Below are 19,024 nucleotides of genomic sequence, written 5' to 3' on the forward strand. Positions count from 1 at the left end.
TTTAAAAATTTAGTCCAAAAATATTAATACTTGCGCCCTGAGCCCTTTTCATCACTCCCGTCCCCATGCCCTTCGCCCCTACTTAAACCCACCTTAACCCTTTTTTCAGCCACTCTTCCAATCTGGCTGAATAAGGCGGATATAAAAACTTCATCGTACCAAACCTGCGTTTCATCACGCCTTTGGCATTTGAAAATTCCTTAAATCCGTAAAATCCATTCGATTTACCAATTCCGCTGTTATTGACGCCGCCGAATGGAATCTGTGTATGTCCGAACTGCGTAAGCATCTCATTCACAAGTGCATTTCCGGAGCTGGTATTTTTCAAAATCTGCTCAATTGTAGCATTATTTTTCGAATGAATGTATAGAGCCAAAGGTTTTTCTCCATCGTTGACGATGTTGATTGCCTGTTCCACCGATTGGAAAGTCATAACTGGTAAAACAGGACCAAATATTTCTTCATTCATCACACTCATTTCCCTCGTAACGTGGGTTAGTAAGGTCGGTGCAAAGTAGCGGGATTTAGAATTACAATCATCTCCGGTTTCCACAACTGCCCCCAGCTCTTTTGCATTCTGTAAATGAGCCTGTAATCTTTCAAAATGTTTGGTATTCACAATCCTACCATAGGAAGCAGATTCTTCAATTGTCTGCGCATTAACAACATACATTTTCAGAATTACCCTTTTTAGTTCTGATACCAATTGCGGCTCCACAGATTGATCAACCAAAACGTAATCCGGAGCAATACAAGTCTGACCATTATTGAAAAATTTGGCCCAGGCAATCCGTTCGGCACTTGCTTTAACATCGGCTGTAGCATCCACAATGGAAGGGGATTTCCCTCCAAGCTCCAGCGTCACAGAAGCCAGGTGTTCAGCTGCAGCTCTCATCACAATCTTACCAACGGCAGGGCTACCTGTAAAAAAGATATGGTTGAATGGTAATTTCAGTAAGGCGCTGGCGGTATCTGCATCCCCCTGAATTACAACAACTTCATTATCATTAAACAGACTTTGGATTGTTTGACTGACAAAGTCTGCCGAATAGGGAGTCATCTCCGACGGCTTTACAATCGCAGTACAGCCTGCTGCTATGGCTGATACGAGAGGTTTCAAAGCCAGAGCAATGGGATAATTCCAGGGAGCTATGATTAAGGTACATCCCTTAGGTTCATACTGAATATATGCTGATGTCCCAATCATCGTTAAAGGAGTGCTTTGACGTTCAGGTTTCATCCACTGGTGCAGATGTTTTATTGTATGAGTAATCTCATTGATCAGCACCAGCAATTCACCTATGATTGTTTCCGCAGCGGGCTTGCCAAAATCCTGTTTCGTGGCCTCACATGCCTGATCTACACGAGCAAGTAAATATTCCCGCAGCTTTTTCAACTTTGCTATTCTGACATGGGAATCAGTGGCAGCTATTACGTGCCTATTTTCCCATTGCCGATTGAAAATAGCACTTAATTCCAGGTCTGTCATCATTAATCAATTGTTTAGGAAAACGGGAATGATTCACCCTCATGTCCTGCAACGCTCATTGCAATGCAGCCAAATATCACAAGAAAACCGCTTTATTACTCTTGCTAAAATTGATTTATTACTAAAAATGTTGTCATTTAGTAGTCAGTTTCACAACCGCATCGTTTTTCATGAGTATTGTCAGCAATAATATCAAGTACCTTCGCAAACTGAGCGGACTGACACAGGAGCAGTTTGCCAACAAAATCGATATTAAAAGATCGTTGCTGGGTGCCTATGAAGAAGCGCGTGCCAATCCGAATCTGACCAATCTGGAAAACATGGCTTCGGCCTTTGGTATCAGTGTTGACAATCTGATCAAAAGTGATTTAAGACAATCTGCCGAGAAATCGGAATTATCGTTGCCTTTTACCCGCTCCACGCAAATGACCGTATCTCATTCCGGTATGGTATCTGCTCCCAGGAAACCTGTTGTTACTGAATTCAGGCAACAGGAAAAACCAGAGGCAATATTAAAAAATGAATCAACCGTAGAGGTAGCAAAGCAGTTGTCTCAGCCCCTGCCAGATCCTGTTCACAGACAAGAAACAAAGATTCCTGATGCTGCCCGGGACGGAGGACAAGCATCTTATAAAGCAAACAATGAGGGGCAAGTCCCGGTTTTCAATAACAGCTATTCAGCAGATCAGTCTGCTTTACCCGTTGCTAAAACTTTCCCTATTATTCAGCTGGTGTCTGTTCAGCAGCAACAGGAATACATCAGGCATCATCAAAATCCGTCTTTTGTAGCTTCTCTCCCTCCTTTTCAACTGCCGAATCTTCCCTGGGATTATTACCGTGCCTTTGAAATCGGAAATGATTTTACCTATCCGGGAGCATTACTCGTAGGCTCATTTATCCGTAACTGGTACGATATCCGACCGGATGTAAATTATATTTTTTTGTTAAAAAATGAAGGTATCGTTTACAGGAAAGCGATAAACGAAGTTCAGGCAAATGGTAGTTTCAGATTGATCTCTGATTTGAACACCATACCAGCAATACATGCGCGGTTGTCAGATATACTGGAAGTTTGGGAAGTGAAAGCCTTTGTAAGTATACAAATGCCTGCTGTAATCCCCTCCATGGAAAAGATTGGGCAACTGGTAGATGAATTAACAAAGGAACTTCAGAGGAAGTAACAAACAAGAGAGCTCTTTAACAAGCTCTCTCTGAATTTATTCTTTATGATGCCAGCGATTTGAATATCGCTTCGATTTTTTGTAACTCTTTACTTTTTGACGTCGGTTCTACCACCGCTACACCCAATTGAAACCAAAGTCCATCGCCCGCAGAAATGTAAGTTCCATTCTTAGTAGGCTTTGATTCTGCAGCATTGTCTTCAAGAAATTCAGCTTTGTAAACCGTATCCATTACTTTCTCTAATTGGGACCATTTCAACGGCTTGGCTGCTTCACCATTCTTCACAAGAGAAAATTCTTTGCTTGCAAACGATGCGATCAAATCTATCGACGTTTTATCTGCGCCATCTATGCTGAGGTAATTCAGTTCAAAAGCTTTTTCTCTTCCAGCCTTTTCAAAAATAGCTTGCATAAATTCCTGCAAAAAGTAATTCCAGCGATCTTTATCTACAGGATATACAGTCACACGCTTGCCATTTTCCTCCAGCTCAATTTCAATAAAGTCTTCATATTCTTCTTCTTCACGCTGACGAATGATCTTTGAAGATGAAAAAATCGAGTCAAATTCCTTAATCCATAACGCAGGTATTGACCCTTTCCATTTGAAATCATCGTTCTTGGTAAAACCTTCGTCAATGATCTCGTCTTCCGACATATCTTCCCGGTCGGTATAGGTAATCGAAAAATCAACTTCTACTTCGTCGCGGGAAATCAGATGAATATCCAGACTGTAGAAGTTTGAAAATGGTGCAGGAACTACCGGTGCTGTCTGGTAGCGTAATGTATATAAACCTGGTATCTGAAGATTCTTATCCATTTGAACTATTGAAATACGTATTTGCTGTTTGCCTTTTGTCTATTTTATCTGTGGCGGTTTTTTGAAACCGGTCTGCAAAGTAAACATGTTTTGGCGTTTCAAATGCGGAAAGATGTCTTCTTATTTCTATCAAAAGTTTTTCTGATTCCAATTTTCCGGTCTCCAGCTCTACAAAAAGCACTAATTTCTGACCCAATTTTTCATCGGGCTCATACCAGCTATAGAAAGCTGCGTCCTCACCAAATTCATATAAGACCTTGGCTACAGCTTCATCCACCTTATCGAGCAGGATTTTGACGCCGCCGGAATTGATGACATTATCCGCACGCCCCAACCAGCGAAATCTATTTTCCGATTCAAATTCAACAAGATCGTTGGTCTGAACAAGCACATCGTTAGTCATTGGCCCGGCTACAAAGAGGCAACCTCTCTCATCGGTTCCTGCGCTTACCGATGGTAATAAGGTATATAAATCGGTAGCGCCATCCACGCCGTTCAGCCTTTTCAGCGCGACGTGCGAAACCGTTTCCGTCATTCCATAACTCTGATACACGGGTTGATTTAACTCTTTGATGCGATTCAGCAGCGGTAATCCCACCGGTGCGCCACCCAGTAATATTGTTCCGTATAAGCCAACTCTGTTGCGTGTCAATTCATTCTCCAGACAAGCAGCCAACTGCATCGGAACCAGCGCAGTAAAGTCGAACTGTTGATCCAGATTCATAATGGGATTAGAAGTTGGCTCCACGACCGTCAATTTCCAATTCAACTCCATACCTCTTACCAGCATCATCACCCCCGCCACATATTCGGTATGAAGACATACCAGTGCACGGGTACCTTCTCCTAACTGTAAAGCTTTACCTGTCATAGCAGCACTACCCTGCATCTGGCTGCGGAGAATATGAATAGGCTTAGGTATGCCGGTAGATCCGGAGGTGTGTAAGGTAAAATCCGGCTCTCCCGCTATCCAACGCTGCATGAAATCGTACGCACGAGCCATATAGGGATGGACAGGCCTGAGTTCAGTAAGTATTTTATTACGATTAGTATTCCAGCCTCCGTTCTCTGATTCTGTTTGCTTATTCATTTTCTGTTCCAACTCTTTCAATCTGTCCCGGTAAATTTATGCTTAACATTACAATTCCTGCTGAAATCGACGTTAAACATGGACGAAAGTTATCAATCCTTTTTGAAGGAAAGATAAACAATCTGTAATTTCGGGATTTAATACAGACTTTGCCGCTTTAATGCTGAAGTCCGTTCTATCACAAATCTTTTATTGCTCAATATGTCTAGTCCAATTCAATGGGAAACCATTAAAGAATACGAAGAAATTCTATTTACTCTTCACGAGGGAATTGCAAAAATCAGCATTAACCGTCCACATGTACACAATGCTTTCACGCCTAAGACGGTGACTGAAATGATTGACGCCATGCATATTTGCCGGGAAGATACACGTATTGAGGTGATTATACTTACCGGTGAAGGAGGTAGAGCTTTCTGCTCAGGCGGCGATCAGTCTGTCCGCGGACATGGTGGATATGTAGGTGATGACCACGTACCACGTTTAAATGTCCTTGATCTTCAACGTATGATTCGCTCAATCCCTAAAGCCGTAATCGCTATGGTAGCAGGTTGGGCTATTGGTGGCGGACACGTTCTACATGTAATTTGTGATCTTTCTATTGCTGCAGAAAACGCACGCTTCGGACAAACTGGCCCTAAGGTAGGTAGCTTCGACGGTGGATTTGGTGCATCTTATCTGGCAAGAGTCGTTGGTCAGAAAAAAGCAAGGGAGATCTGGTTCCTTTGCGATCAGTATGACGCTCAGGAAGCGCTTCAAATGGGCTTGGTAAACAAAGTAGTACCGCTGGAAGAATTGGAAACAACTACAGTGGCATGGTGCAAAAAGATACAGGAGAAAAGTCCTCTGTCTATTCGCATGCTCAAAAGCTCGTTTAACGCAGAGCTTGACGGACAAGCTGGTATTCAGGAACTGGCTGGAAATGCCACACTTTTATATTACCTGAGTGAAGAAGCGAAAGAAGGTAAAAATGCGTTTGTAGAAAAACGCCAGCCTGATTTCAGCAAATTCACTAAATTCCCGTGACGAAGAGTCAAGGTGAAAAATGAAGAGTTAAAAGTGAAGAGTTATTTGAAGATCCAAACTTCTGATAGTAATTCCTCACTCTTAATTCTTCATTCTTAATTTCCATAATAACTCTTCATTCATATTATTAATATCAACATGAATTATTGGCTGATCAAATCTGAACCAGATACTTATTCCTGGGACGATTTTGTAAAAGAAGGAAAATCAATGTGGGATGGTGTGCGCAATCATGCTGCCCGCCTCAATATGATCGCTATGAAAGAAGGTGATCTTGCTCTTTTTTACCATAGCAATGAAGGCAGAGAGATTGTAGGATTAGCGAAAGTTTCAAAAGAGCATTACCCAGACCCTACTGCAGACGATCCGAGATGGGTGGTTGTGGAGTTTGTTCCGGTTGAAAAATTCCCGAAGCCTGTTACATTAAAACAGATCAAATCTGATAAACGCTTTGAAGACATGGCACTTGTACGTCTGTCGCGCTTGTCGGTAGGACCTGTTAAACCTGAGGAATACGATTTTATCATGCAACTGGCACATGACTAACCAGGGTTTTCGCTCCCGATCAGGAGAGCTTTTACTTTTTTTATCAATTCTCTTGACAACAACGGCTTTTGCTCAGAGTGTCAAAAGAATTGAATTACCTCTTGCCGGCAATAATTCGGCTTATCAGGCTATGCCCTTAGGTGAAAAAGGTGTTCTGCTGATTTCTAAACCAGACAGAGGTACTTTTAATGTTCAAAAATTTGACAGTAATCTCGACAGAATCTGGTCAATAGATGGCCCCGTTGAGGACAATCTGGATTACGTTACTGCTTCATATGACGGACAGTCTGTCTTTCTTCTGTTCAGTAAATACCGAAGCAATCTCTATCAGATTGTGAAAGTAAACATTGGTCCCGGATTTGTTGAAACATTTATGATCAATACGCTGGATCGTTTTGAAATTACTGATTTCAAAACCTTGGGCTACTCGGTTTTTATGGCTGGTATGGTTCGTAATGAACCAGTTCTGATGCATACACTTCTTACAACCGGACAAACACGCGTGTTACCTTCAGCCATTAAAGGATCCAATGCGATCCAGACCGTTGAAGTGGATACGGTTAATCATTTGGTTAATGTCTGTTTTGCGGTAAAAAAAGGAAGACAAACCAAAATTGTAGCAAAATCCTATGAAGAAACCGGCGAGTTGTATGCTCAGGTTTCTGTCGATCCGGAAGACGATTTTTCACTTTTGAATGGACGGCTCCAGGTTCTCAATGACTCAGTTCGTATGGTGATCGGTACCTACGGATACAGGAATATGCAGAGTTCTACCAACGCGGCTTCGCAGGGCTTGTATATCAGTAAAATCATCAATGATGAAATTGCCTTTACACAATACCACAGCTTCACGGACTTCAAAAATTTCTTTAATTTTATGAATGAACGCCAACAGGAAAAAATGGAAAGGCGCATTCGTAAAAAGAAGGAAAGTGGTGACGATGTGAAACTCAACTACCGATTACTTGTCCATGACGTTGTACCCAGAGGCGATAACTTCCTTCTTGTCGCTGAGGTTTTCTATCCGGAATACCGTTATCAGAATCCCAACATGATGGGTGGGCTGGGTTATGGAGGTATGATGGGATACCCTTTCGGAATGGGGTTGTATAATCCCTACCTTTGGAATCCCATGTACGGAGGCCGTGGTTACAATCAGCAGGTTTTTGACGGATTTACCTACACCCACGCCATTCTTGCCGATGTGGATCAAAACGGAAAATTACTCTGGGACAACAGCATCAACTTCGACAATGTAAAAAGCATGGAGCTTCGTGAGAAGATTAAAGTGCAGTCGGAAGCCAATGGTAATACGCAATTGGTTTACAGCCACCAGGGTGCTATCAGAAGTAAAATTATCAAAGGCAGCCAGGTGGTAGACAACAATAAGGTGATTGCTAATGACACCAACGTTGAAGGAGATAAAGTACGAAAGACCAGTACAGATGATATCGATTACTGGTTTGGCAAATATTACCTTGCATGGGGCGAACAACGGATCGTCAACGCAGCCGGCGATCCGCAAACCAGAGGAAGGCGAAATGTGTTCTATCTGAGCAAAATCGCGTTCTAGCTATTGCGAGAGCCAAAAGGAACGACTGTCGTTCCACATTTACAATTAACAATTGATCATTAACCATTATAAAAGTGCTTCTACTATCGCCTGATCAGCATACCGATTACCAACTTATAGATTCCGGAGGTTTTGAAAAACTGGAACGTTTTGGACAGTATATTCTTTCACGTCCTGAGCCACAAGCCATCTGGGATAAATCCTTATCTGATCAGGAATGGGCGAATCGTGCTCATGCTACATTCAAGCGCGATAAAAATTCACAGGAAAAAGGACAGTGGATTTCTAAGGAAGGCATGCCCGATAAATGGACCTTTCAATACAGGGCGGGTTCACTTCATTTGAGAGCGAAACTTGCATTGTCGTCCTTCAAGCACGTTGGTGTTTTCCCCGAGCAGGCCACCAATTGGGATTATATCTCCAAAGCATTAAAGGCTATCCCTGAAGAAAAACCCGGTGTACTGAATCTATTTGCCTACACTGGGATCGCGTCATTGGCAGCAAGAGCGTCCGGTGCGGATGTCACCCATGTGGATTCTGTGAAACAGGTGATTAGCTGGTCGAGAGAAAATATGGAGCTGAGTGGACTCAATAACGTTCGCTGGGTGGTTGAGGATGCGCTTAAATTTGTGCAGCGCGAAGTGAGACGCGGCAACCAGTATAACGGAATCATTCTTGACCCACCGGCATACGGACGCGGCCCGGATGGAGAAAAATGGTTGCTGGAGGAAAATCTGAATGAAATTCTGAGATTGTGCTCTCAATTGCTGAAGAAAGAAAACTTTTTCTTTATCATCAATCTTTATTCCTTAGGCTTCTCTGCACTAATTGTCGAAAACCTGATCAAGGCCCATTTTGGAGATCAGATTAACCACCAGTTTGGCGAACTTTTCATTCCTGACTCATTTGGGAAAAAATTACCATTGGGTGTATTCTCTCGTTTTTCAGACCAAAATATCTAAATTGACAGATAGGAATTTCATGCGGGACAGACGTTGGCAGCATATTATCGGAATCGTATTTTTAGGCGTGAGCATCGCTCTGGCATCATGCCAGAGCGATGCGCGTAACAATACCCGTATTCCCCCCGTTGTCAAAAAAAGCAGGGCTCAATGGGAAAAAGATGCCGTTCAGTCGCTGTCTGATCTTATTTCCAGGGGAGTTGATTTAGATGCCAACTATTTTAAACGGGCGCGCATTTATTTTGAACAGGAAGAATATAAACCGGCTCTGGAAGACATTACTGCCGCTATTGAAGAGCAGGACAATGTAGCCGAGTATTTTCTGCTCAGGGGCAAAGTATATCGCGAATTGGGCGAGCTGGAGTCAGGACTTGAAGATGCGGAACGGGCAGAAGTATTGCAGCAGGGAACTCCAGAACTGTATGTTTTGCTCTCCGATTTGCTACAGGCCAACGGACGTTTTGCAGAAGCAGGCCGGTATCTCAATCACGCCATGCGCCTTGCACCTCATGATGCATCAGCCTATTATGTAAAAGGAATGTTACAGGCAAAGCAAGGTGATTCACTGGCGAGCCTGGTAAGTCTGGATTATGCAATGAAAAATAATCCGAGAATGCTGCGGGCGTATGTGCAGAGTATCGTCATCAACAGAAAGCTGCAAAATATACCTCAGGCACTGGCTATCAACAACAAAGCAATCCAGCGTTTCCCGCAAGTTGCAGAACTCTTTTATGAAAGGGGGCAAATTTATGATGGTTTGGCAAAACCTGACACCGCTATGATTTTTTACCAAAAGGCCATTACTGTTAATCCCAGATACCGCGAGGCGCTCATGCAAATGGCTGATCTGGGATTGAAAAACCGATATTACAACAGGTCTCTTGTGGCTTTAAGTCAATTACTGAAAGTCGATCCCAAATATCCTCAGATCCACAATCTGATTGCCTACTGCTATGAAAAAACAGGCGATTTTGCAAAGGCACGTGAATTCTACGGCATAACGCTCGCAAATGATCCTAACGATCGCCCGGCTCACAACGGACTTTGGAGAATGAAGAGAGATGAAAGCGGAGAGTCACAATATGGGGTTCAGGAAGAGTCGGACAATTACCGCTTCCTGGACACATCCCGTGTTAAACTTGATCTGATTCAACCCCGCAGAACGATAAATATACCTGTAGATTCTTCTCGGAAGGTTAAAATTCAATAGATTTGCAGATGATCGTATTGGAACGATTGTCTTTTCAGTCTCTGATACAGACAAAAATTCCCGAAACGAGCAAAAAAGAATAACACCACGGAGTAATTATAACGCTTATAGTACACCTTTGAATGAAAGACGAGTCTCAAATTAAAATTACCCTGCCCGATGGTAGCGAACGTTTTTACCCGAAGGGTATCACTGCTATGGGCGTCGCATTAAGCATCAGTGAAGGTCTTGCGCGCAATGTAATCGCAGCAAAAGTGAATAGTGAAGTCTGGGATCCTACACGTGAGATCACGGAGGATTCACTCGTAAAACTACTCACATGGAACGATGAAGATGGAAAATCAACGTTCTGGCATTCTTCTGCCCACTTATTGGCAGAGGCGTTAGAAGCTTTGTATCCGGGTATCAAATTTGGAACGGGACCTTCATTGGAAAGAGGGTTTTACTATGATGTTGATCTGGGAGAGCAATCCATTTCTCAGGATGACTTCCCGAAGATCGAAGCGAAAATGCTTGAACTGGCTCGCCAGAAAAATGAATATGTTCGTAAACCAATCAGCAAAGCAGAAGCCATTGAATTTTTCACTCAAAAAGGTGATGAATACAAACTCGAACTGATTGACGGTTTGGAAGATGGCTCTATCACCCTGTATGAACAAGGTAACTTCACAGACCTTTGCCGCGGACCGCATATTCCCAATACAGGAATTATTAAGGCTGTAAAGCTTACCAATATTGCTGGTGCTTACTGGCGCAACAAGCAGGAAAACAAAATGCTTACCCGTATTTATGGTATCACTTTTCCAAAGCAGAAAGAGCTGGAAGAGTATGTGACCATGATGGAGGAAGCCAAAAAACGTGATCACCGCAGACTTGGAAAAGAGCTTGAACTTTTTGCTTTCTCGGAAAAAGTGGGTCAAGGCTTACCACTATGGCTGCCGAAAGGTGCTATGCTACGTGAGCGTTTGCAATCATTTTTGAGCAAGGCACAATCCAGAGCTGGTTATGTACCTGTCGTAACTCCGCATATTGGTAGCAAGGATTTATATGTGACCTCGGGGCACTGGGAGAAATATGGCAAGGATTCGTTCCAACCCATTAAAACTCCGAATATTGGCGAAGAGTATATGCTCAAACCGATGAACTGTCCTCACCACATTGAGATATACAAAACCTCTCCACGCTCTTACAAGGATCTTCCGATTCGTTACTCAGAGTTTGGAACTGTTTACAGATATGAGCAAAGCGGAGAGTTGCACGGGTTGACTCGTGTACGCGGCTTTACGCAGGACGATGCGCATATTTTCTGCCGCCCCGATCAGGTGAAAGAAGAATTTATCCGTGTAATTGATCTTGTATTACATGTTTTCAAATCGCTTGGATTCGAAGACTACAGCGCTCAGATTTCATTGAGAGACCCAAGCGACAAGCAAAAATATTTTGGTAAAGACGAAGATTGGGAAAAAGCAGAAAGCGCAATCATCGAAGCTGCTGCCGAAAGAGGTTTGAATACAGTGACCGAATTGGGTGAGGCTGCATTCTATGGCCCGAAACTGGACTTCATGGTGCGTGATGCATTGGGCAGAAAGTGGCAACTTGGAACCATTCAGGTTGATTATCAGCTACCTCAACGTTTCAGCCTTGAATATACCGGCTCTGATAACCAGAAACACCGACCTGTAATGATTCACCGTGCACCATTTGGCTCCATGGAACGTTTCATCGCAATTCTGATTGAAAACACCGCCGGACAATTCCCGCTATGGTTATCACCGGATCAGATAGCAATTCTTCCTATTTCGGAAAAGTACGCTGAGTATGCTGAGGAAGTATTCTTGCAGTTGCAGGATCAGGACATCAGAGGATTTGTAGATAACCGGGATGAGAAAATCGGCCGAAAAATCAGAGATGCGGAAGTTACGAAAGTTCCGTTCATGCTTGTTGTAGGTGAAAAGGAAATGGCAGAAGGCAAATTGTCAATCCGCAGAAAAGGAGAAGGCGATCTGGGAAGTATGTCTGTTGATGAATTTGTGACCTATTTCAAAGAAGCAGCAAAAATTATTTGATCATTTTAGCGTTTTTTGTTATTATTCCGCCTCGAAGGCACTATTTTTGTGCTGACGATGTTAACTTTTTTGATTTTCAACCAAAAAACCCAAAAAAACACCAATCCCAAGTTATATGGCATTAAGACCCCCAAGTGGACGTTTCAGAGTTGTCGAAGAACCTTATAAAATAAATGATCGCATCACCGCCAGAGAAGTTCGTCTTGTAGGTGAAAATATTGAAGCAGGCGTTGTAGACATTGCTACAGCGAAAGCTATTGCAAAAGCGCAGAACCTTGATCTTGTTGAAATCGCTCCTACTGCAGTTCCGCCTGTATGTAAGGTTGTCGATTACTCGAAGTTTAAGTATGAGCAAAAGAAGAAGCAAAAGGAAATTAAGGCGAAGGCAATGAAAGTTGTCATCAAGGAGATTCGTTTCGGACCTAATACTGATGATCACGATTTCGAATTTAAGCTGAAACATGCCATCAACTTCCTGAAAGAGGGTTCTAAGGTAAAAGCTTACGTTCACTTTGTTGGTCGTACGATCGTGTTCAAAGAACGTGGAGTTAACCTTTTGAAAAAATTCTCTGAAGCACTTTCCGAGTATGGAAAGCTGGAAATGGAGCCAAAGCTTGAAGGAAAGAGAATGACTATCATTCTTGCCCCTGCTGCAGCCAAGAAATAATCTTCTACGCGTAAGTAAACGATATACAAAATGCTCAGGTGGATTTTTATATCCATCTGAGCATTTTTTGTTTTAACAGGAAATTACTAATTTTGCAGGCTGTTTTATTATTATCAATTTTTTCAATTTGTATTATGCCTAAAATGAAAACCAATTCTGGTGCTAAGAAGCGTTTTACGCTGACTGGTACAGGAAAAATTAAGCGCAAGCATGCGTTCCACAGCCACATCCTGACTAAGAAATCAAACAAGCGTAAGCGTGGTTTGGTGAAAACTGGTCTTATAGATGTGTCTAATGAAAAGCAAGTATTGGCAATGCTAGGAAAGTAATTTCCGAAACCAGTACAAAATCAAATACCATTCAGGTTTTTTGTTCAACCCGATAGAAGGCTTTAAAGTCTCAACAGAGCGCCGACCATCAAAAACAGTTAAATTATGCCACGTTCAGTGAACCACGTTGCGTCACGTGCAAGACGTAAAAAAGTATTAAAATTAGCGAAAGGCTATTTCGGCCGTCGCAAAAATGTATGGACAGTTGCTAAGAACGCTGTAGAGCGCGGTTTGGCTTACGCATACAAAGGCCGTAAACAGAAAAAGCGTAACTTCCGTGCCTTGTGGATTCAGCGTATCAATGCTGGTGCACGTCTTCACGGACTATCTTACTCTGCTCTGATCGGCAAACTTAATTCTGCAGGAATTGAGCTTAACAGGAAAGTACTTGCCGACTTGGCAATGAACCATCCGGACGCATTTAAGGCGATCGTTGATCAGGTAAAATAAAACAGCATCCCGCTTCGGCGGGATTTTTTTTGCACATAGGTTTCGTTACTTTTATAATATGTAGTAGTCCAAACGCAATTATAACAAAAACGATACTTCAATGTTAGACCAACTTTTAGGCCTCATAAAGGAAAACTCGCAACAGGCCATTGTACAAAATCCTGCAGTCCCCGATTCCCAGAATACAGAAGTAATGCAAACCTTGCTTGGCTCAATTACAGGTGGCTTTCAGCAACAGGCGCAGGCTGGCAACATACAGGGATTGATGGGACTACTTTCCGGCAATAGTGGTTCCAATGCATCGAGTTTGATGAACAACCCGATCGTAGCTTCCATTGCAACCAACGCTATCAGTGCAATTGTCCAAAAGTTCGGATTGAGTAACAGCGCAGCAGGAGGTATTGTTTCATCTGTACTTCCCGGCGTAATTGGCAGCCTGATCAGTAAAGTGGGCAACCCTAATGATTCCAGCTTCGATTTCAACAGCGTTTTGGGTGGCTTGCTGGGAGGCAACCAAACTCAATCGGGCTCATCAGGATTTGATTTTAACCAAATAGGAAGTGCACTTGCCGATGGCAAACTGGATATGAACGACCTTATCCGCGTAGGCGGTAGCCTCATGGGTGGTGGTGCCAAAGGTGCAGACCAAGACAAACAGCAACAAGGTGGTGTGGATTTGGGTGGTTTACTTGGTGGATTGTTTGGAGGAAAATAAAAGAAATTCCAGGTTAGAAATAAGGAAAGGGCTGTTGCGAAAATTTTGCAACAGCCCTTTTTTTGAGTAAATCCAGCTAAGAAGCGATCTTTGCTACTCAGGTCAGAAGATCATTTAACAATCACGTAAAATAGCCGATAGTACATTTGTCTCTGAGAAATGTATTGATTAGACTACCATTATTATTCATCATGGAATCCAGAAGAGATTTTATAAAAAAAGCAGCACTGTTAACTGGCAGTGCGGGCTTATTTAATGCTCTGCCCCTATCTATTCAGAAAGCACTTGCCATTAATCCTGCACCCGGCTCTACCTATATGGACGCAGAGCATGTAGTGATACTCATGCAGGAAAACCGCTCATTCGACCACAGCTATGGTTCGCTCAGAGGTGTGAGAGGATTCAATGATCCCAGGGCGATCCGGCTACCTAACAATAATCGTGTATGGATGCAAACAAATGCGTTTGGAGAAACGCACGTTCCCTTCCGGCTTAATATGAAAGAATCCCGTGCTACCTGGATGGGATCCCTGCCCCATTCCTGGACTAATCAGGTGGACGCGCGCAACAACGGAAAGTATGATCAATGGCTTATCGCAAAACAAGCAGGACATAAGGATTATAAAAAAATGCCTTTAACACAAGGATTTTATAACCGGGAAGATATTCCTTTCTATTATGCCCTGGCAGACGCATTTACTGTATGCGATCAGAACTATTGCTCCTCACTGACTGGCACCACGCCCAACAGACTTTATTTATGGACAGGTACTGTCAGAGAAAAGCCAAACCCTGATTCTTACGCTAACATCCGCAATGAGAATGTTAATGAGGATCACGAAGCAAGTTGGAAAACATTTCCTGAAAGACTTGAAGAGAACAATATTTCCTGGCGCATTTATCAGAATGAGCTAAGTATAGACACAGGATTCCAGGGTGAAGAAGATAGCTGGCTGGCCAATTATACAGACAGCCCCATGGAATGGTTTACGCAGTACCAGGTTCGTTTTCATACCGGCTATCAGACACACCTGAAAAACAGGATCGCCGCTTTGCCCGGAGAAATTGCAGATCTGGAAAGTCAGATTAAAAACGCCCCGGAAAAGGATACTGCAAAACTGACTAAAAATTTGAATGAAAAGCGTGCTCAGTTTAAAATAGCGAAGGAAGAAGTGATCAGGTGGAGTCCTGAAAATTTCGATAAGCTTACACAAAAACAGAAAAATCTGCACCAGAAGGCTTTCACTACGAATAAAAATGATCCCGACTACCGCACTATCACTACCGTTCCTTACCACGATGGCGATATAATTCATGAAGCACTGGCTCCGCAGGGAGACGTGCTGCACCAGTTTCGCTCAGATGTAAATAGTGATAAACTTCCTGCTGTATCCTGGCTGGTTGCACCACAGAATTTTTCTGACCACCCCAGCTCCCCCTGGTACGGAGCCTGGTATGTTTCAGAGGTAATGGACATTCTCACTAAAAATCCGGAAGTCTGGAAGAAAACCATTTTCATTCTTTGTTACGACGAAAATGATGGATATTTCGATCACGTTCCGCCATACGTTGTTCCTAACCCTTATCTGAAAGATACCGGTAAAACTTCTGAGGGAATTGATACCAAGGTTGAATACGTGACCTTAGAACAGGATATGACCAAAAAGCCGAAGAAAGATTCGCGCGAAAGCCCCATTGGTCTTGGGTATAGGGTTCCTCTGGTGATAGCCTCTCCATGGAACCGGGGTGGAAATGTGTGTTCAGAAGTTTTTGACCATACCTCCATTCTACAGTTTCTGGAAAAATTTGTGAGCCACAAGTCAGGCAAGCAAATAAAAGAAACCAATATTAGTGAATGGAGAAGAACAATCTGTGGCGATTTGACTTCAACGTTTACACCTTATAATGGCCAGAGCATTCCTCTTCCCAAGTTCGTGGAGCGAACAGAATTTATGGAGAGCATCCACAACGCACAATACAAAAAGCTCCCGAATGACTACAAAGTACTGACAGAAGCAGAAATCGCGCAGATCAATCAGGATCCTTTTGCATCATCTGTGATGCCACGCCAGGAAAAAGGGACTCGTCCTGCGACAGCCATACCCTATGAACTGTACGCAACAGGTGCTCTAAACTCTGCCAAAAATGCATTTGAGATTCAATTACATGTCGGAAATGGCATATTTGGCAAGGCGTCTGCCGGCTCCCCTTTCATGATTTATGCCTACGGAATAAAAGAAGAAAAAGTTCTTGTCAGAAATTATGCTGTAAAAGCAGGAGATACCCTATCTGATTCCTGGAACCTGAGTGATTTTGAAAACGGGAAATTTCATCTCGTAGTGTACGGGCCGAACGGATTCATGCGAGAGTTTGTGGGGGATAATTCCGACAAGAGGATTAAATTATCTACTGAATACCAATTAGATAAAAACAAAAAAGCGACAGGAAATGTAGTCCTGAAATGTAGAAATGTGTCTTCAGAGCCCGTTAAAATTCAGATATCGGATAATGCTTACAAGGCATTGCAACAGTCAAAAACTATTGCGGCGGGTAGCAATGCTACTATTTTGTTAAATCTGGAGAAAAACTTTAACTGGTATGACTTCACCGTCAGTACGGAAGGTGATGACAAAAACACTGTTCGTTTTACCGGCCATGTAGAAACAGGAAAAGAAAGTCAGAGTGATCCATACATGGGTCAAACTATCTGATAAACAGGCCATTATTAGAAGCTAAAAAGGTTTTGCCGGATTGAAAGTTTTCGTTTTTACAAATCTCAGTTATCTGATTTGTGCTGATGAAAATCTTCATCTCAGCAAAACCTTCTTCATTTGGCGAATATGACAGTTTGTCATATATAAATAATTCATAAAGTCTTGGTACGAGCTTTTTAGCAAACTCTTCAAAAGTCAGAAAGCATGTATTGAATCTGACATGAAAGAAGAATTAAAATCATAACATAAATTATAAATAAAAAATGGGAAAAATTATTGGCATAGACTTAGGAACTACGAACTCTTGTGTGGCTGTGATGGAAGGTAACGAACCTGTCGTGATAGCAAATAGCGAAGGTGCTCGTACTACGCCGTCCGTAGTTGCCTTTATGGATAACGGCGAGCGTAAGATAGGTGCGCCTGCAAAACGTCAGGCAATCACCAATCCCAAACATACGATTAGCTCTATCAAACGTTTCATGGGTAAAAAATATGATGACGTTAATAGTGAAATGCAAACCATTGCATACACAGTAGAGAAAGGTCCTAACAACACGCCACGTATTCCAATCGGAGATCGTTTATATACACCACAGGAAGTTTCAGCTTTCATTTTGCAAAAAATGAGACAAACAGCTGAAGACTATCTGGGACAGGAAGTAACAGAAGCGGTAATTACAGTTCCTGCTTACTTTAATGATGCGGAACGTCAGGCTACAAAAGAAGCTGGTCAGATCGCAGGTCTTGATGTAAAACGTATCATCAACGAGCCAACTGCAGCTGCCTTGGCATATGGCCTTGACAAGCAACATATCGATATGAAAATCGCTGTGTTTGACTTGGGTGGTGGTACTTTTGATATTTCAATCCTTGAATTAGGTGACGGTGTTTTCGAAGTAAAATCAACTGATGGTGATACGCACCTTGGTGGAGATGACTTTGACCAGGTGATCATCAACTGGCTTGCTGACGAATTCAAAACTGACGAAGGTGTTGATCTTAGAAAAGATCCTATGGCTCTGCAACGTTTGAAGGAAGCTGCAGAAAAAGCTAAAGTTGAACTTTCAAGCTCAACTCAGACTGAAATCAACCTACCGTATATATTCCCTGTTGACGGTATTCCAAAGCACCTTGTTCGTACGCTTACAAAAGCAAAATTCGAGCAATTGGCTGACAGCTTGTTCCAACGCATGATGGAACCTTGCAAAAGAGCCATGAAAAATGCAGGATACTCAAACAGCGATATTTCTGAAATTATTCTTGTAGGTGGTTCTACACGTATTCCACGTGTGCAGGAAGAAGTTGAGAAATTCTTTGGAAAGAAACCTTCTAAAGGAGTTAACCCTGACGAAGCAGTTGCAGTAGGTGCAGCGATCCAGGGTGGTGTATTGACAGGTGAAGTAAAAGATGTACTTCTGCTTGACGTTATCCCTCTTTCATTAGGTATCGAAACTTTGGGTGGTGTTTCTACAAAACTAATTGAAGCGAATACAACTATTCCTTCCAAAAAAACAGAAACATTCTCTACTGCGGCGGATAATCAGCCATCTGTTGAGATTCACATCCTTCAGGGTGAGCGTCCGATGGCTAACCAGAACCGTACTTTGGGACGTTTCCACCTGTCTGATATTCCACCAGCACAACGTGGTACTCCTCAGATTGAAGTTACTTTTGATGTAGATGCAAATGGTATCCTTCACGTGTCTGCGAAAGATAAAGGAACTGGTAAAGAGCAAAAAATCAGAATTGAAGCTTCAAGCGGACTGACAGATGCGGAAATCAACCGTATGCGTGAAGAAGCGAAAGCGAACGAAGCTGCTGATAAAGCAGAACGTGAAAAAATAGATAAAATCAATGCAGCTGACAGCCTGATCTTCTCGACTGAAAAACAGTTGAAAGAATTCGGAGATAAACTTTCAGAAGGAAACAAATCAGCTATCGAAGGAGCGCTGACTGAACTGAAAGCAGCTCATTCAACTCAGGATGCTGCAGGAATTGATACTGCGATGGAAAAGCTGAACGCTGCATGGCAAGCATCAAGCCAGGAAATGTATGCACAGGGTGGCGAAGGGCAGCAAGGTCCTGCAGGTAACCCACAAGGCAATCCGACAGGTAATGAAGGAGCCGGTGCAGAAGATGTTACAGATGTTAACTTCGAAGAAGTTAAATAAGGGAAATCATCTCAAAAA

The 19,024-nt window shown here is 42.7% G+C and carries 16 protein-coding genes; 13 read left to right on the plus strand and 3 right to left on the minus strand.

The window, feature by feature from the left end; all coding sequences use genetic code 11:
- Positions 1–82: 82 nt before the first annotated feature.
- Positions 83–1,492 (minus strand): aldehyde dehydrogenase family protein, encoded by a 1,410-nt coding sequence (locus tag DSL64_RS01025; RefSeq protein WP_115828776.1) that lies wholly within the window; start codon positions 1,490–1,492, stop codon positions 83–85.
- A 167-nt stretch (positions 1,493–1,659) separates the two neighbouring features.
- On the opposite strand from DSL64_RS01025, the gene DSL64_RS01030 reads away from it, so the two are divergent.
- The gene (locus tag DSL64_RS01030; RefSeq protein ID WP_115828777.1) at positions 1,660–2,670 is read left to right on the plus strand and encodes a helix-turn-helix transcriptional regulator; all 1,011 of its coding nucleotides are present in this window, start codon (positions 1,660–1,662) and stop codon (positions 2,668–2,670) included.
- 43 nt (positions 2,671–2,713) lie between these two features.
- On the opposite strand, the gene DSL64_RS01035 is transcribed toward DSL64_RS01030, so the two are convergent.
- Both DSL64_RS01035 and DSL64_RS01040 read right to left on the minus strand, forming a co-directional pair.
- Positions 2,714–3,487 carry a hypothetical protein gene (locus DSL64_RS01035; protein WP_115828778.1) on the minus strand — a complete coding sequence of 258 codons (774 nt, stop codon included), beginning with the start codon at positions 3,485–3,487 and terminating at the stop codon, positions 2,714–2,716.
- Positions 3,480–4,577 carry an AMP-binding protein gene (locus tag DSL64_RS01040; RefSeq protein WP_115829133.1) on the minus strand — a complete coding sequence of 366 codons (1,098 nt, stop codon included), beginning with the start codon at positions 4,575–4,577 and terminating at the stop codon, positions 3,480–3,482. Before DSL64_RS01040 ends, DSL64_RS01035 begins: the two co-directional genes overlap by 8 nt.
- 201 nt (positions 4,578–4,778) lie before the next feature.
- Here DSL64_RS01040 and menB point away from each other — a divergent pair, with 201 nt between their 5' ends.
- The 12 genes from menB (at position 4,779) to dnaK (ending at position 19,006) form a co-directional block, all read left to right on the plus strand.
- Positions 4,779–5,603, plus strand: a complete 825-nt coding sequence (menB, locus tag DSL64_RS01045) for a 1,4-dihydroxy-2-naphthoyl-CoA synthase (protein WP_115828779.1) — start codon at positions 4,779–4,781, stop codon at positions 5,601–5,603.
- 138 nt (positions 5,604–5,741) lie between these two features.
- A complete protein-coding gene (locus tag DSL64_RS01050; protein ID WP_115828780.1) occupies positions 5,742–6,149 on the plus strand; it encodes an EVE domain-containing protein in 408 nt (135 codons plus the stop codon).
- A gap of 52 nt (positions 6,150–6,201) precedes the next feature.
- Positions 6,202–7,722, plus strand: coding sequence for a hypothetical protein (locus DSL64_RS01055; protein ID WP_229216909.1), 1,521 nt, complete (start codon positions 6,202–6,204; stop codon positions 7,720–7,722).
- 74 nt (positions 7,723–7,796) lie between these two features.
- On the plus strand, positions 7,797–8,684 hold the full coding sequence (locus DSL64_RS01060) for a class I SAM-dependent methyltransferase (RefSeq protein ID WP_115828782.1): 888 nt from the start codon (positions 7,797–7,799) through the stop codon (positions 8,682–8,684).
- Between the two features lies 1 nt (position 8,685).
- Complete coding sequence (locus tag DSL64_RS01065) at positions 8,686–9,894, plus strand: tetratricopeptide repeat protein (RefSeq protein ID WP_147300311.1); 1,209 nt, start codon at positions 8,686–8,688, stop codon at positions 9,892–9,894.
- Between the two features lie 122 nt (positions 9,895–10,016).
- On the plus strand, positions 10,017–11,960 hold the full coding sequence (gene thrS, locus DSL64_RS01070; protein ID WP_115828784.1) for a threonine--tRNA ligase: 1,944 nt from the start codon (positions 10,017–10,019) through the stop codon (positions 11,958–11,960).
- A gap of 115 nt (positions 11,961–12,075) precedes the next feature.
- On the plus strand, positions 12,076–12,627 hold the full coding sequence (gene infC, locus DSL64_RS01075; protein ID WP_115828785.1) for a translation initiation factor IF-3: 552 nt from the start codon (positions 12,076–12,078) through the stop codon (positions 12,625–12,627).
- Positions 12,628–12,761: 134 nt separating this feature from the next.
- Positions 12,762–12,956 carry a 50S ribosomal protein L35 gene (rpmI, locus tag DSL64_RS01080; protein ID WP_115828786.1) on the plus strand — a complete coding sequence of 65 codons (195 nt, stop codon included), beginning with the start codon at positions 12,762–12,764 and terminating at the stop codon, positions 12,954–12,956.
- A gap of 105 nt (positions 12,957–13,061) precedes the next feature.
- Positions 13,062–13,406 (plus strand): 50S ribosomal protein L20, encoded by a 345-nt coding sequence (gene rplT, locus DSL64_RS01085; protein WP_115828787.1) that lies wholly within the window; start codon positions 13,062–13,064, stop codon positions 13,404–13,406.
- A 100-nt stretch (positions 13,407–13,506) separates the two neighbouring features.
- Complete coding sequence (locus DSL64_RS01090) at positions 13,507–14,121, plus strand: hypothetical protein (RefSeq protein ID WP_115828788.1); 615 nt, start codon at positions 13,507–13,509, stop codon at positions 14,119–14,121.
- 191 nt (positions 14,122–14,312) lie between these two features.
- Positions 14,313–16,832: a phosphocholine-specific phospholipase C gene (locus DSL64_RS01095; protein WP_115828789.1), complete on the plus strand. Its 2,520-nt coding sequence runs from the start codon at positions 14,313–14,315 to the stop codon at positions 16,830–16,832.
- A gap of 266 nt (positions 16,833–17,098) precedes the next feature.
- On the plus strand, positions 17,099–19,006 hold the full coding sequence (gene dnaK, locus DSL64_RS01100) for a molecular chaperone DnaK (RefSeq protein WP_115828790.1): 1,908 nt from the start codon (positions 17,099–17,101) through the stop codon (positions 19,004–19,006).
- The last annotated feature ends 18 nt before the right edge of the window (positions 19,007–19,024 follow it).

The organism is Dyadobacter luteus (assembly GCF_003383615.1).
Taxonomy (GTDB): Bacteria; Bacteroidota; Bacteroidia; order Cytophagales; family Spirosomataceae; genus Dyadobacter; species Dyadobacter luteus.

Bases quoted from the DNA above. Each gene is read 5' to 3' on its own strand.
- DSL64_RS01025 (WP_115828776.1), bottom strand. From the start codon at position 1,492: ATGATGACAGACCTGGAATTAAGTGCTATTTTCAATCGGCAATGGGAA.
- DSL64_RS01030 (WP_115828777.1), top strand. From the start codon at position 1,660: ATGAGTATTGTCAGCAATAATATCAAGTACCTTCGCAAACTGAGCGGA.
- DSL64_RS01035 (WP_115828778.1), bottom strand. From the start codon at position 3,487: ATGGATAAGAATCTTCAGATACCAGGTTTATATACATTACGCTACCAG.
- DSL64_RS01040 (WP_115829133.1), bottom strand. From the start codon at position 4,577: ATGAATAAGCAAACAGAATCAGAGAACGGAGGCTGGAATACTAATCGT.
- menB (WP_115828779.1), top strand. From the start codon at position 4,779: ATGTCTAGTCCAATTCAATGGGAAACCATTAAAGAATACGAAGAAATT.
- DSL64_RS01050 (WP_115828780.1), top strand. From the start codon at position 5,742: ATGAATTATTGGCTGATCAAATCTGAACCAGATACTTATTCCTGGGAC.
- thrS (WP_115828784.1), top strand. From the start codon at position 10,017: ATGAAAGACGAGTCTCAAATTAAAATTACCCTGCCCGATGGTAGCGAA.
- infC (WP_115828785.1), top strand. From the start codon at position 12,076: ATGGCATTAAGACCCCCAAGTGGACGTTTCAGAGTTGTCGAAGAACCT.
- rpmI (WP_115828786.1), top strand. From the start codon at position 12,762: ATGCCTAAAATGAAAACCAATTCTGGTGCTAAGAAGCGTTTTACGCTG.
- rplT (WP_115828787.1), top strand. From the start codon at position 13,062: ATGCCACGTTCAGTGAACCACGTTGCGTCACGTGCAAGACGTAAAAAA.
- DSL64_RS01090 (WP_115828788.1), top strand. From the start codon at position 13,507: ATGTTAGACCAACTTTTAGGCCTCATAAAGGAAAACTCGCAACAGGCC.
- DSL64_RS01095 (WP_115828789.1), top strand. From the start codon at position 14,313: ATGGAATCCAGAAGAGATTTTATAAAAAAAGCAGCACTGTTAACTGGC.
- dnaK (WP_115828790.1), top strand. From the start codon at position 17,099: ATGGGAAAAATTATTGGCATAGACTTAGGAACTACGAACTCTTGTGTG.